Here is a 13892-nt window from a genome sequence, read left to right as displayed (position 1 = left end):
CCGGCCTTTTATGCGCAAAACACGACTCATTCTCACCATTAAAAGCGGCTAGCTTTCAACAGCAAACCGTCTGGTAGCAACACCAGACCAGAGCCGATTTTCCACTCAAATCTTGCTCACACACAATCTATCAACCAAGTTGTCAAAGATCAGTTCCGCGTGTTTCATTGCCGTTTGTGTTTGGCTTTGTTGCTCGCGGGAGAGGAATAATAGCCGCATTCGCGAAGATGTCAACGGTCCGCTTCAAGAAAACTTCAAATTTCCGGAAACGGCGACTTTTCAGCGTTTTTCGCTGTCAAAATCGGTGTCTGACGCTTCGTAATCCACCACATCTTCGCTTCCGTCTTCTTCGTCCGCGTCGGGATCGGTTTCATCAACTTCGGCGGTTAGCACCTGGTCCAACGGCGTGACCGTCTTTAAATGTTCGGCGAGCGGGAATGGAATCGCCAGATGTTTGATCAGATCGTCGGAATTCGTTTGCAGATCCCCATCGCTATCCGTGGTGATCGTGATGTGTGAAACGGTTAGATAATTACAGTCTTCACAGCTCGGGCACGAATGGACTGTGGCTTGTAGATAGTCGGTGTTGGGTGCGGGTTGATTTTGAAGTTCTTCGAGAGTGGCGTAATTTTCGGATTCCAAGTCCTCGCGGAGTTGTTCGATGTCGGTGTGCGGCATTCGCGCGGGTGAGATTGTGGAGTCCGTCCATTCGTTGCACTCATCACAGAATGGGGTGTCGTTCGAGAGCGCGACGGTCGTCGAGGTGACAATTACCACCCCAGCTTCCACCAACCAAAAGCCCATCAGAGTCCAACCGGTTGGCGTCCAACCTTTCATTTCCCACAGACCGTTGTCGATGAGGACTTCCCACGCAATCCAGAGGTGTTCCGGATTCCACAAGAACTGATCGATGAATGGAACCTGCCAGAGATAAAACACCCAGGCGAAATACATTCCCAGCACTCCGGCGGCGAATCCGAGTAGCCCCGTAAAGAAGCGACTACGAACTTTGCCGAGCGTCGCCCCAAACTGCACCGCGAATCCCATCAACAACCCAAACCCGAATGTCGCCAGGAAATTGATGTATATGAACGGGTTATGGTAAGTGAGCAAACCGTATAGCAAGCCGCCGACGGCTCCCGCGATGATGGCAAAGAGTTGAATCAGGATCACGCCCGCAAAGGGAACGCGACCTGTACTGCTGTAATACCGCTCGGACGCAAGTTCCATGCAACGCCTACGCTTTCTGGACGGATGATGAAGAAGTCTGGACGAGATTGGGTGGGGAGATGCCCCCGGCTCACGCAGAATGGGTGAACTTCTTGGCATCGTAAACCGCTGTTTTACCCGCGCCAAGCATTTTTGCCCTACCTCATCGACTTCTCACATCGCCCTCTCCGATTACGCCGAGATCGCGTCCATCAACTGGTCGATATCGTCCGCATTGGTGTAAACGTGTGGACTGGCCCGCAGATGTCCGCCCCGCGAATTCACCGCCACGCCACGTTCTTCACAGCGTTTCTTGATTGCTAGTGGGCTTTCATCGGGTATGTCGAACGTCACGATTCCCGACCAATGGTTCTCATCGCGTGTGCTGACGATTGTCGCGTTGATCGACTTTAACCGCTCGCATAGTTCCTCGGTGACGGCGTATAACCGCTCGCCGACATTGTGGATTCCGGCATTCGCGAGCAACTCTAATGACGCTGCTAACCCTGCCGTGCCGACCATGTTATAGGTACCGCCTTCGTAGCGACCGGCGTTCGTCTTCAGACGGAATTCGGGATTTGAAAAGTTTCCGGCGTCTTGGATGCTGTTCCAACCAACACCAAGCGGATGCAGTTCTTCCAATCGATCCGGCCGAACATAGAACACACCCGCCCCTTCCGGACCGAGCATCCATTTGTGTCCGTCGGCGGCGAGGAAGTCGATGGGAACGGCTTGCACGTCCAAAGGCAACACACCCATGCCTTGAATGGCGTCGACGAAAACACGGATTCCGCGGACGTGGGCCATTTCGCAGACGGCGGCCAAGTCGGTTCGCCAACCGGTTGTGAAACCAACCCAACTCAGGGAAATCAAGCGGGTTCGCTGATCACAGGCTCCGAAGAGTTGATCCAAATCAATTCGCCCCTCCGGACAGTGCACTCGCCGAGTTTCCACGCCCCGCCCCGCCAAATTCATCCACGGGAATAAGTTGCTGGGGAATTCGCTGTCGGGAACGACGACGTTATCACCGTCTCGCCAATCGAATCCTTCAGCCACCAATCCGATGCCTTCGGTCGTGCTGTGAACAATGGCGATGTTCTTCGCTTCCGCATTGATTAGGGTGGCGGCGTGATTGCGAGCCATTTCGATTTTCTTCCGCCAATACGGCCAATTTGTCGTGCCGAGCGTGGCGTAGGAATCCGCATACTCTTTGATGACTTGCTGTGAAGGCTCCGGCAACGGTGCGACGGCGGCGTGATCAAAATACGCCCACTGTTCGATAATGGGCATGTGTTTGCGGAAAGATGTCCAAATCGAATCAGCAGCGGGCATTGGTTTTCCAAGACGGGTGAAGGGAATTAAAGCGGTTATCAATATCGTGCGAATTGTAACGAGCCGCTGCGGAAAGTGACCGCTTTGTTTCCCCAATCGCAATAAACTCAACTTTCCCACGGGATTTTCGTCGTCAACTGATCGACAGACCGAGAACTGCTTGACCCTGCAAAAATTCCGGCCATATACTGAATATCCCCGTCACCGCGAGAGCTTTTGCAAGGTCTTCCTATGTTTCGCTTCGGCTGGACGATTCGACTGCCGCTGGTTTTGGCCGTTCTATGTTTAATGACGAGCCACACGCAGGCTCAGTCCCGTGATCGTTATGCACTCAACGCACCGGCTCGCGCGGCGGGTGAGGAAATCGCCGGTCAACCACGGTTGTGGGTGATGGATGTCGATTTCAAACCGATGCGGTTTCTCGATGTGCCCGTCAAAGACCCGGAAAGCGGCGAAACCAAGACCGAGCGAATTTGGTATCTGGTGTATCGAGCGATCAATCGCACACTTCCCCAACGGGAAGGTCTCGGCGATGTTGTTCCGTTGAACGATGACGATCCCGAACCACGTCCGCCACTGTTCGTTCCAGAGTTCACGCTCCAAACCGACGACACCACCGACAACCGCAAGGTGTCCGAAGTGTTCCCCGATGTGCTCGTGCCCGAAGCCGAACCGTACATCAATCGCCGGGAAAAACGTGTTTACAAGAACACCGTGGATGTCATTCAGCCCGTTCCCGAACCGGTCGCCAAAGATGAAGATGCCGGAGACAAAGCCATCTACGGCGTGGCAATGTGGCGTGGTATTCCCAAAGAAACCGACTACTTCACAGTCTATATGGAAGGGTTTTCGAACGGATATCGGTATGTGAAGGGTCCTGTGCCGTTCGACAAACTTCAGGAATTGGCGACGAATGGCGAATTGAAAGCGGGCAATTCAGTATGGGACGGTGCAGGTGACTTGAAAACCGCTTCCGAGTATTGCCGATGGGACGTCTCTGGAAAACGATTGTTCGATCAGAATCGTGAATGGACACTCGCGGGGAATGTCTCGGGGTTGCTCTCCGACTTGGCAGCACCGGCGCCGGGAGCAGAAGAAAAAGTCTGGTTCTACACACAAACGCCCGATCAGTTCGCCGGACAACCCAAACCGCCGGTTTGGCGTCGCACATTGCGACAGCATTTCACGCGGTTCGGCGACCAATTCGACGAACGCGAACGCGAATTCCGATCGTGCGGCGAACCCACATGGATTTACCGAGCCGAATCACCCAAGAAACCAGCCCCGGTAGCGGGTGAGTAAATCCGACAGAACCGAAAAATCGGATTTTTTTGGCGGATTGTGTCCTCGGCGTGCATAGAATGGGATTGTAAGAATGACAATCCCTTCAGCCTCTGCATGTCGGAGAGACGCTCATGAGAACTGCATTAGCCGTTGCAATTTTGGCGAGTACCGCGTTCCTCGCCATGGATGATACCGCCGACGCGGGATATTACCGGTACTATAACTATCGGCCCTCGTACTATCGCAGTTACTATCGGCCATACTACAGCTATAGCTACCGAAGTTACCGTCCGTACCGCACTTACAGTTCGTATTACCGGCCGTACTATAGCTCGTATTCCTACACGACACCGGGATATACGGCGTACTCTTATGCACCGTACGCCACGACCTACACGCCTGTTCCAGTCGGTTATTACGCCCCGGCATACTACGGTTCGTACTACCGAGGCGGCTTTTTCAGCGGTTACGGAATTAGTGTGGGCTGGTAACGCTCCATACAACTGAACCTATGCATCTTTCATTAGCGTGCAGAAACCGTCTTCCGATCGCTTTGTGCGGTCGCGGGGGCGGTTTTTAGTTGGTAGGTGTAGGGTTTCTCAAAGAGATCCACACTCGTCAAACTGTCCTTGAGCAATGGTCCCCAATCTCCTTGAAAGCTGATGCCGTTTAATTTCCACTGCCCTTCGTATTGGAAGGCGTGGAACGCGAAGAACATCGGTCCACGAGTGCTGTTGCCAACGAACGCAAGTCGATAGGCCTGCGTTGAGATCTGTTTCGCTCCGATGAAATCCACGGTCTCGAAGTCGAACTTCACTCGGGCGAACACAGCGTGTTGTTCCATCCAGTATTGCCGAGTGTTCTGTTGGAACGGAGATTCGTCTTTGCCGGGAAGTGGAGTCGGCAAGTGACGACTGACTTGATCGATGGCGTTTTCCAGATGCCCGCGTCCCAAGTCTTCAATGATATGCACCAACTGCGGGGCGTATTTCTCAACGGCTGGCAACGGGAATTCCTGAGCATCATCTGCCGCAAGTGGCGAACACACGACCAGAATTCCGAAGACGCTCGCCGCCAATCGACTCCAACTCCACGAACTCAAATCGAACATCCCTCACCTCCGTGCTGATTTCTGGGAACAAATCGGCCAATCACGCCAAGTATTTCCCGAGAATATACGCCAGGACAGGGAATTGGTTAAAGATCAATCTCCCCACGTCCGAGCAGTCAGCAGGATCCGTGCACCGAGGACGAGACGAATACGCGACGAAACCGTCAGCTTTTGGATGGCTTAGGCGTCTGAGGAAATCTCGTCGGATTCGAATTCCACTTCCACGAGCGTGGTCACGCCATAACCTTTGGGAGAGAAGCCTTTGCGGAAGTGAACTCGCCAAAGCAATTCACCTTTCATCTTCTCCAGCCCTTCGATTCCGCTGGGAATGAACGTCTCGAACGACTCACCCGGCTTCAGTTTTTTGCCCAGGTTTTGCCCTTTCAAGTCCCAATCACCGACGACAATGTGATCGTAAACCAGCAGCACGTCACCAGTAACGTCGTTGGTCTTCTGTTCGGGCGTGGCGAGAAAATTGTTGGCGTGCCAGCCTTCACGGTCGCTGGCGATGTGTCCTCGGGTGAACACCAGTTTCGCGTCCAATGGGTCGATAACCTGATCTTCCGAGACATTCTTGAATTTCAACCACAGTTTGAGCACCGGACCATCGGTCTCTTTTTTCGGCTGACCAGTCGCGTGGTGCACAAACTCGAGCGACCCCTGTGTCACACGGACCGGCGTGACTTCGATGTTGCCAAACCGTTGGGTCTCACCAAGTTTCAACGTGTGAGCCAACGGCAGCGTGGCGGCTTCCGGTGCAATGCGTACCGAGACTTCGCCTTGGTCATCCATCTTCGGCCGAACATCCGGCAGACTTTCCAGTTGATGTGGCTTGGAATTGCTCGCCCGATACCACAGCAATCCGGCGACGAACGTGATCAAGATCGTGTAGCTCAGCCACACCTGAAACGCCAGATTCGGGAGCGATTTCGTCGATGCTCGTCGTTTGCGGATTGCGACGGTGTCATCCTTCGGCATGGTTTCCGCAGGTTTCGCCGATGCAGCGGCCGCCGGAGTTGCTGTCGACGAAGCCGCGACAACTGCCGGAGCCGCTGGTTGAGATTCCGCCGCTGCACCCGGGGAATCGAAACTCGGAAACGCAGGGGCGGCGTCTCCGTTATCTTGGCCCAATCCGCTGAAGTCCGGACCGTCGGAACCCGCTGCATCCGCAGGCGGCCCAACGGGAGCTGCCACCGACGGCGTTTCTGGTGTTTCCGGTTTCTCATCGGATGCCGCCGTTTCCGCAGTCACGACCGGAACAGCAGGCGTTGCCGCCGGAGGACTTTCGTCGAAACTTGGAAAAGAAGGCTCGTCGTCATCACTTTGACCGAGACTACTGAAATCCGGACCGTCGGAAACTTCCGGCTCGCTGGGCGGACCAACCGGTGTCACGGCAGCCGGAGGTTCAGCGGGTTTTGCTTCCGATTCCTCGGGCTGATCGTCGGTCGAAGCCGCTTGAGCTGCGGCCGCCGTTACCGCCTCGACGTTGATGCTCGGGAACGTTGGTGTGTCGTCGTCTTGTTCGTCCAGTCCACTGAAATCCGGCATACCGCCGGTAGAGTTCGCGGCTGGTGCTGCCGGAACTTCTGGCTTCGCAGGAGCTTCCGGAGTTTCCACCGACTCGGCTGGCGGTTCTTCCGGCGTAGTCGGTGCCGGTTCGACGGCGGAAGTCACTTCCGGAACATCCTCGGTGACGGTCGGCGGAGCCGTGAAATCCGGGATTTCGTCAACGGCCTCTGCACTTGCCGGCCGCATGAATTCCGGGATTTCCTCTTCGGCGGGTGACGTACTTTTCTCCAATTCCGAGGTGGATTTCACGATGATCGAAGACCCGGTCGATGCGGGAGCTTCGGACGATGCAGTCGCGGAGACGGTCGAGGTCGGTTCGGCTGATGGAGTCGGTGGCGTCTCAACCGGCTTGGCGGCGGGAACCGCGGCATTCGGGTCCATCTCTTTGGGGATCGAGAGATGAGCGCCACAATGCGGACACGCGACAACAATACCGAACTGCTCGACAAGCAATCGGCCTTGGCATTTCGAACACGCTAATTCAACCGCAGACATGATCCGCTTTCAGTGACAAACGTCAGGAAGATTAAATGATTGCGTTCCAGTCTACCCCCAGACCGAGTTCGCTCTCAAGCATTCCCGATCCCACCACACCGAAAACCGGCACATTGGATCGCCGGGCGATTTCCTCTGGATTGGTTTTCGTAGCCGGATCGTCGGATTGTGGGGGATGATCGTTCAGCACGATGCCCGTAATCGGCAACCCCCGCGACCGCGCTACCTCGACTGTGAGCAAGGTGTGATTGATTGTCCCCAATCCCAAGCGAGCGACAATCAGAAGCGGAAAGGCCAAATCGGCCGCTACATCTGCGATGGTCGTGGATTCCGTCATCGGGCAAAGAAGTCCGCCAGCTCCCTCAATGAGCAGCACATCCACCCTGCCCCGCCACCAGTCTGCACCGGATCGCAGTAAGTCGGCGTCCACACAACGCCCTTCCGCCAAAGCCGCGACCGGCGGTGCCAACGGAGCATGAAAACATTGCGGACAAATCCGTTCCCGTGGAAACACGCCGTCGAGTGCGTGAAAGTGAGCATCCACGTCTTCCCACATCGGTTCACCGGCTTCGTTTGCCTCCACTCCACTGCACGCCGGTTTGTAGATGCCGACAGACACACCCGCCGTTTGCAGCTCTTGTGCAATCCGTGTGGTCACGAAGGTTTTGCCCACGCCCGTGTCCGTGCCGGTGATAAAAAGACCGCGTGTCATCGTCAGGAAGTGCCCATTCGTCCCGAGGAACGTTGCAATGCCGGGAAAAGTCGTCTCGAACTTTTCCCGGTCAAACTGTGTCCACTCCCGAGAGAAACGTGTTATCCTCGCTGATATGAGGATTCTTTGCGGGAGTGATCACGATCATGCACACCGACAACGAATTTTTCCAGGCGGTCTTGGCTGATCCGGACGATTTGATTCCTCGGTTGGTCTACGCGGATTGGCTCGATGAGCAAGGCGATCCGCGGGGCGAGTTCATCCGCGTGCAATGTGAATTAGCCGACATGCCGGAAACGAACGCCCGACGCCGAGCACTTCTCACCCGGCAAAGCGAACTACTGCATCAGCACAAACAGAAGTGGCACGCTGAGGTGCATCGGTATTTCGACCGAAGCGTGTTCCACGAGCGAGTCAGCAAACGCAAGAAAGGTTGGATTCGCAATTGGCGGTTCGGCCGTGGTTTGGTCGAACATGTCTCGATTGGTTCCGAAGCCTTGGAACATCCGAATGAGTTATTCGGAGTCGGACCGTTGCAAAGCCTTCAGGTTCACAACATTCCGTTCCCGACCAAAGCCCGTATGCTCTTCAGGACGCCGCAATTGAAACAGATTCGTCACCTGCGAATTTGGATCGGTGGCTTCTTATCCCGCGATGCGTTCGTTCGCCAAATCATTGAAATGCCGTTTGTTGACGGGCTGCATTCGCTGGAAATCAACGGCGTGCCGTACCAACATCTCAACAATGGGCGTATTTGGCGTCGGTTTCCGGAACTCGAAAACCTATTGCCGATCGATACCCCGTCCCAATCGCGGTAATCAATCAGTGATTGTGACCACCAGGACCGTGGACGTGGCCGTGTTCTTTTTCCTCGGCGGTCGCGTCGCGGACTTCGACGACTTTCACCTGGAACTTCAGTGGTTGACCGGCGAGCGGATGATTGCCGTCGACGGTGACGGTTTCATCGTTCGCTTCGACAACCGTGACCAAACGCGGGCCGTTCGGTGTTTGTGCCTGAAACTGTGCTCCGACGGGCACATCGGCTCCTTCGGGAAAATTGCTACGGGGCACGGGTTGAACCAAACTTGGATCGCGTTCGCCGTAACCGTCCTTCGGAGCAACTTCCACCGCAAGTTCCGCACCCGCTTCCTGCCCGGCTAATGCTTGTTCCAGCCCCGGAATAATATTGCCGGACCCGTGCAAATAAGCCAACGGTTGGCGACCTTCCGAAGTATCCAGAACTTGGCCTTCTTCGTTGGTCAGCGTGTAGTCGATACTAACGACTTTGTCATTTCCGGCTTGCATGGTCACACCAATTTCCGTTCGAGTAGAGTAACTGGCAGAATAGTTTAACACATTCGAAATCAAATCGACAGGGGGCGTTTTGGGCTTCTGGACGTCCCGAAATCCACTTTCGCATTGACGCTCTTCCCGGTTCCGACGACACTGTTCCCGCTGAACCGACTCCGCAATTGTGTTCACGGATGAACCACCGATGAGTGAAGCCACACCCAAGCCAAAGAAGAAAAAGAAGAAAAAGCCCAAATCGCTGTGGCGGTATCGAGCCGAGTATTTCGCGTTTCGGGCGGTGGTCTGCGTGATCGACATGCTGCCATTTCGGGCTTCGGTCAAGGCAGCCGAAGGTTTGGCGTGGTGTGTGTTCCATGTGCTACCGAAGAAAATGACGCGGTACCACGTCGCCGCGGAGAACATCCGCACGGCGTTTGGAGAGTCGGTTCCCGATGCGGAAGTCGATCGCATTATTCTCGGCATGTGGAAGCACTTGTTTCGCATGGTCGTTGAGATTGTGCAGATTCCCCGCAAGTTTCGGCTCGACAATTGCGCAGAGTTCCTCAACTTTCGGCATCGTGACGAAACCATCAAAGCGATGTGCAGTGGTCGTCCGGTGATGGTGTTGAGCGGCCACTTCGGCAACTGGGAAATGGCGATCTCCACGTTCGGCGTGTTCGGCTACCCGATGGGCGTGGTCGCAAGAGATCTCGATAACCCCTACCTACACGAGTGGTTCCGCCAATGGCGAATGCGGACCGGACATCAATTGCTCTCCAAAAAGGGCGGCGGGTCGGACATGGTGCAATACATGGAGCACCGGGGGAATCTCGGTTTGCTCGCCGACCAAGATGCCGGGAAAAAAGGGTTGTTCGTCCCGTTCTTCGGGAAGCCCGCCTCGACGTTCAAAAGTGTGGCATTGCTCGCGCTTCAATATCGGGCGGTGTTGCTCGTCGGATATGCACGACGGTTGCCGGATGATTTCATCAATCGTCGCTGGGTAAAGTTTGAACTCGGAACCGAGGAAGTCATCGACTCCGCCGACTTCGACGGGCCAAACGCCGTCCGTGAACTCACCGAAGCGTACACCACGGCGTTGGAACGAGTCGTGCGGTTGGCTCCGGAGCAGTACTTCTGGGTCCATCGTCGCTGGAAAAGCGAACCTCGCGTCCGCAAACAACGACAACGCCAAGCCGCCTGACAGTCTCAAAAGTGTGCCACGGCTCTTTTGATCGTTCAGCCTTCAGCCGATGACGACACTGGCGTCGTTCGTATGGATGACAGGAATCAGACCGCGTATGATCGAGTTTCGATTCATCGATCTTGATTCATCACACGCGAGCGGAGAGCGGTTCTATGTGGCGTCTATGCGGTCTTCTTTTGGTCATCTGCGGTTCGGTGTCGGCGGCGGAACCGGCTGACGAAACACACGTCATCCGCGACATCGAAGGTTGGACGGTGCATATCGATCCGTCCCTGCTCGACGGTGAACACAAATCGCTGGGCGATAAAGCACTGAAGGTTCTCGCGGCCGAGTTGTTCGAAGTCACGCTGTTGGTGCCGGAGTCCCGTGTGAAGGAACTCCGCAAAGTTCCGATTTGGATCGACCGCGAACACGCTCTCGGCAGTTGCCAATACCACCCGAGTGTCGGTTGGCTCAAGAACAACGGCCACAATCCCAAGATGGCCAAAGCCGTTCACATTCCACGGGCGAAACGACTGATCAACCTCCAACGCCCCGCCGGTCAGCCTGCCGTCTTGCTGCACGAGTTGGCTCACGCGTACCACGACCGCGTGCTGAGTTTCGATCACCCCGGCATCAAAGCGACTTACGATGCCGCCGTCGAACGCGGTGACTATGAATCGGTCCTACACATCAGCGGCCAGAAGAACCGTCATTACGCCCTAACGAATCACAAAGAATTCTTCGCCGAGATGACCGAAGCCTACTTCTGCACCAACGACTTCTACCCCTTCGTCCAAGGCGAACTCCGCACCACCGACCCGGAAACATTTCACCTGTTAAAAAGTGTCTGGGGCGATGAAAAGTAGACTGGCTCGTCTGGTGCCATGTGGGTTTCGGCTTCCGAGCAAGAGAACGGAGCAAGTACAAATGATGAAAAAATGGGAGACGTATGAAGAGGTAGCTGCTTATTTGCTCGATCAATTTGCGAGTGCGTTCGGATTAAGTCGAGTCGAGGGGAAACAAGACATCGAAGGTCAACGTTCCGGAACAAAATGGCAAATTGACGGAAAGGGTGTACGCTCGGGTGATGAAGGGTTCATGATTGTCGAGTGTCGTCGATTCACTACGTCAAAGCAGAACCAAGAAAGAATCGGAGCGCTTGCATACCGCATTATTGACAGCGGAGCAGATGGTGGAATTCTTGTGAGCCCATTGGGTTTGCAAAAGGGCGCTGAAAAAATAGCCAATGCTGAGAACATTACTGATGTTTATCTCAACGAACACTCGACTTGCCATGAATATACATTGAAGTTTCTAAATAGAATGATGGTTGGTATACAAGAGCAAGCGACCGCGGGCGATTCATGGGAGTGTACTGTCTTCCGCAAGGACAGTAGCGTGAAATCCGATGAAGGGACATAACAAAGCATGTCGACGGCATACTGATTGGATAAACAACGGGTTCCAAAGGCCCCATGATTTCACAATCGCAAATCGAGTGCCACTGCTGGCTTTGTCCAGCAGTAAGTAGGCTGGGTCAAGACCCAGCATTAAGTTCGGTAGCGATCTGGTAAGAATGCTGGGACGCGTCCCAGCCTACGCTACTTGCAGTTCAAGAGTTCGATGTTATTACCAACACGCGATTACGGTTGGAGCTTGCACCCTACGCAACGAAACCGACGGTTTCGAGAGAGCCGATCTTGCGACCAGTCACGGATTGCGGTCTACGAATTTGTCGAGGGGAATGATCACTTCCGTGCTCAATGCGGCTGCTTCCAGAAGCTGAAATTCATCGCTGCCGGGATCGGCCGGAATGCTGACACCTAACGAATACCAAATCTTGCCATCGAAAATAAGATGGTCAACCTTGACCGCATGCCGAGCCGTTGCTCCGGGGGCGATGAGATCATTGAAGACTCGGTAGCAGAGCCGATTTCCATACCGGCCCTTCTGGATTCGCAAATTCGGATCGTCTTTGTAAACGACGCGGCGAATAAGGTCGTCGTACTGCTTGGGAGTCATATTCGCAGGTACATGAGTCGAGAGGATAAACGCCTCAATGACTGGGTCAAATGCATTGTTCCGACGCAAACCATAGCTGAATTGCCGGCTGTGATCTTGCTGCGAGCCTAAAACGCTGACGCGTACAAACCCAGCCGGTAAATGAAATCGAAACGGACCAGCCACTTGGGTTTGTACAAGTTGGTTGGTCCAGGCCGGATCGGCACTCCAGTTCTCGTTCGTTACTTCAATCAAAGGATTCGTGCTGGCCAGCTGACCGTCCGACCCCAAGGTGGCCACCGCCTGCGCCGGACTTGTGCCGTTCCGATTATTGATGGCATCGGCAACCACAATAAACACCACAAACGCAATTCCCCCGGCTACAAACCAAGGCCAAGACGAGTTGCTAGGCGTTCGCTCGATGTGAGTTCCTTGTGTTCGACGTCGAGGCGAACGACGAGATGGCATGGAAGCGCGTGGTCGCGGCATAATCACGATCCTTTAGAAAAGCGAGTGCTAAAAGAGATAAGGATCGAAGGGACTTGTGGAACGTCGCCATTTAATCCATCAAATTTGCGGACGATGGGATGAGTGATATGTTCATTGAACTAAACAGTGTAACAAAAATCCAGTTCGTTGCCTCTTCGCCGGGTGCCGCTGCTGGCTTTGTCCCATGGTGTTTCGAGCGACTCCCGTTCTCTTAGTAATTCGCACTGCTAGCAAGCTAGCGATGGCATAGCACTTTTTTTATTCAAGCTTTCGAGCACTTCCATCCGATGGGGGAACCATAGCGGGCCGGCTTTTCCGGTCGCGAGGGTTGTTCCGATTCTTTTCGGGCGGGTTGGCGGATGGCGGTGGATTGGAAATCTCGTCGAGTGGCGTTGCCGCGGAGTCGTCGGTTGACGTGCGATGTGCTGCACTTCCATCGCAAAGTTCCAACGTGTGCGCACGAATGTGTCGTTAACCTCAGCGAAGTGCGAGAGTTACGATCGCAATTGCCGACACGGATTTCTTGGCCGGTGTTGTTCATCAAGGCGTATGCGTTGGTGGCGAAAGAGCGGCCCGTGTTGCGACAGATGTGGTGTCGATGGCCATGGCGACATCTGATTCAGAATTCCGTCAGTGTCGGCATGATCGCCGTCCAACGCGAATTCCAGGGTGAACCGTGGTTGTTTTGGGGTCGCATGACCGAACCTGAATCGGCATCGCTGACCGAATTACAAGCCCGACTCGATCGCTACTTGCAACAGCCCGTGGAACGTATCTTCAAGAAACAATTGCAGTTAAGTGCATTTCCCACACCGATCCGTCGGGCGTTGTGGTGGTACAACTTGAACATTGCGGCCGCTTCCCGTGCCAAACGCGTTGGGACATTCTTTCTGACCACACTCGCCGCGAAGGGCGTGGAGATTCCGCATCCGCCGTCGTTCCAGACCGGCAACCTCTCGTACGGGCCGCTAGATGACGACGGAAACTGCCGCGTCACGTTGGCTTACGATCACCGACTCACCGACGGCCTGCAAATCGCGGAATGTCTCGAAGAACTCGAAGCCGCGTTCGCCGGACCGATTGCGAGTGAGTTGCGGGGCTTGGTCGGCGACTCATCGCGTCTTGCTGCATAGGTCGATGTGGAGGGTAGAGTGTTGAGAGTAGAGGGTTTTTACTCACTACCCTCCACTCTCTACATCCATCTTGGCTCAGGC

General features: G+C 54.8%; 14 protein-coding genes. 7 read left to right on the top strand and 7 right to left on the bottom strand.

From position 1 onward, the window contains the following. Positions 1-279: 279 nt before the first annotated feature. Positions 280-1230 (bottom strand): voltage-gated chloride channel family protein, encoded by a 951-nt coding sequence (locus G6R38_RS24430; RefSeq protein ID WP_166831400.1) that lies wholly within the window; start codon positions 1228-1230, stop codon positions 280-282. 171 nt (positions 1231-1401) lie between these two features. Further along, positions 1402-2541, bottom strand: coding sequence for an aminotransferase class V-fold PLP-dependent enzyme (locus G6R38_RS24425; RefSeq protein ID WP_166831399.1), 1140 nt, complete (start codon positions 2539-2541; stop codon positions 1402-1404). Positions 2542-2772: 231 nt separating this feature from the next. On the opposite strand from G6R38_RS24425, the gene G6R38_RS24420 reads away from it, so the two are divergent. Then, the gene (locus tag G6R38_RS24420) at positions 2773-3843 is read left to right on the top strand and encodes a hypothetical protein (RefSeq protein ID WP_166831398.1); all 1071 of its coding nucleotides are present in this window, start codon (positions 2773-2775) and stop codon (positions 3841-3843) included. Between the two features lie 113 nt (positions 3844-3956). Next, entirely contained in the window at positions 3957-4316 is a 360-nt protein-coding gene (locus G6R38_RS24415) for a hypothetical protein (protein ID WP_166831091.1), read from the top strand. A gap of 32 nt (positions 4317-4348) precedes the next feature. Here the strand turns inward: G6R38_RS24415 and G6R38_RS24410 are convergent, their stop codons facing one another. The 3 genes from G6R38_RS24410 to bioD all read right to left on the bottom strand — a co-directional run bounded on the left by G6R38_RS24410 (position 4349) and on the right by bioD (position 7712). Beyond that, on the bottom strand, positions 4349-4936 hold the full coding sequence (locus tag G6R38_RS24410; protein WP_166831397.1) for a hypothetical protein: 588 nt from the start codon (positions 4934-4936) through the stop codon (positions 4349-4351). A gap of 180 nt (positions 4937-5116) precedes the next feature. Then, positions 5117-7000 carry a hypothetical protein gene (locus G6R38_RS24405; protein WP_166831396.1) on the bottom strand — a complete coding sequence of 628 codons (1884 nt, stop codon included), beginning with the start codon at positions 6998-7000 and terminating at the stop codon, positions 5117-5119. Between the two features lie 31 nt (positions 7001-7031). Further along, positions 7032-7712, bottom strand: a complete 681-nt coding sequence (gene bioD / locus G6R38_RS24400) for a dethiobiotin synthase (RefSeq protein ID WP_166831395.1) — start codon at positions 7710-7712, stop codon at positions 7032-7034. Positions 7713-7858: 146 nt separating this feature from the next. Here bioD and G6R38_RS24395 point away from each other — a divergent pair, with 146 nt between their 5' ends. Next, positions 7859-8530, top strand: coding sequence for a TIGR02996 domain-containing protein (locus G6R38_RS24395; RefSeq protein ID WP_166831394.1), 672 nt, complete (start codon positions 7859-7861; stop codon positions 8528-8530). Positions 8531-8534: 4 nt separating this feature from the next. On the opposite strand, the gene G6R38_RS24390 is transcribed toward G6R38_RS24395, so the two are convergent. Beyond that, positions 8535-9017, bottom strand: coding sequence for an FKBP-type peptidyl-prolyl cis-trans isomerase (locus tag G6R38_RS24390; RefSeq protein ID WP_166831393.1), 483 nt, complete (start codon positions 9015-9017; stop codon positions 8535-8537). A gap of 190 nt (positions 9018-9207) precedes the next feature. Between G6R38_RS24390 and G6R38_RS24385 the strand changes: the two genes are divergently transcribed. From G6R38_RS24385 to G6R38_RS24375, 3 genes are all read left to right on the top strand, one after another. Further along, on the top strand, positions 9208-10203 hold the full coding sequence (locus G6R38_RS24385) for a lysophospholipid acyltransferase family protein (protein ID WP_166831392.1): 996 nt from the start codon (positions 9208-9210) through the stop codon (positions 10201-10203). Positions 10204-10358: 155 nt separating this feature from the next. After that, positions 10359-11054, top strand: coding sequence for a M90 metallopeptidase family protein (locus G6R38_RS24380; RefSeq protein ID WP_166831391.1), 696 nt, complete (start codon positions 10359-10361; stop codon positions 11052-11054). A gap of 61 nt (positions 11055-11115) precedes the next feature. Next, positions 11116-11610, top strand: a complete 495-nt coding sequence (locus tag G6R38_RS24375; protein WP_166831390.1) for a hypothetical protein — start codon at positions 11116-11118, stop codon at positions 11608-11610. Positions 11611-11898: 288 nt separating this feature from the next. On the opposite strand, the gene G6R38_RS24370 is transcribed toward G6R38_RS24375, so the two are convergent. Then, on the bottom strand, positions 11899-12678 hold the full coding sequence (locus G6R38_RS24370) for a hypothetical protein (protein ID WP_166831389.1): 780 nt from the start codon (positions 12676-12678) through the stop codon (positions 11899-11901). A gap of 359 nt (positions 12679-13037) precedes the next feature. Between G6R38_RS24370 and G6R38_RS24365 the strand changes: the two genes are divergently transcribed. Next, the gene (locus G6R38_RS24365; protein WP_166831388.1) at positions 13038-13811 is read left to right on the top strand and encodes a 2-oxo acid dehydrogenase subunit E2; all 774 of its coding nucleotides are present in this window, start codon (positions 13038-13040) and stop codon (positions 13809-13811) included. Positions 13812-13892 lie beyond the last annotated feature (81 nt).

It is taken from the genome of Thalassoroseus pseudoceratinae (genome assembly GCF_011634775.1).
Taxonomy (GTDB): domain Bacteria; phylum Planctomycetota; class Planctomycetia; order Planctomycetales; family Planctomycetaceae; genus Thalassoroseus; species Thalassoroseus pseudoceratinae.
The sequence above is the reverse complement of the archived record's forward strand: the minus strand, read 5'-3'. Positions and strand labels throughout refer to the sequence as shown.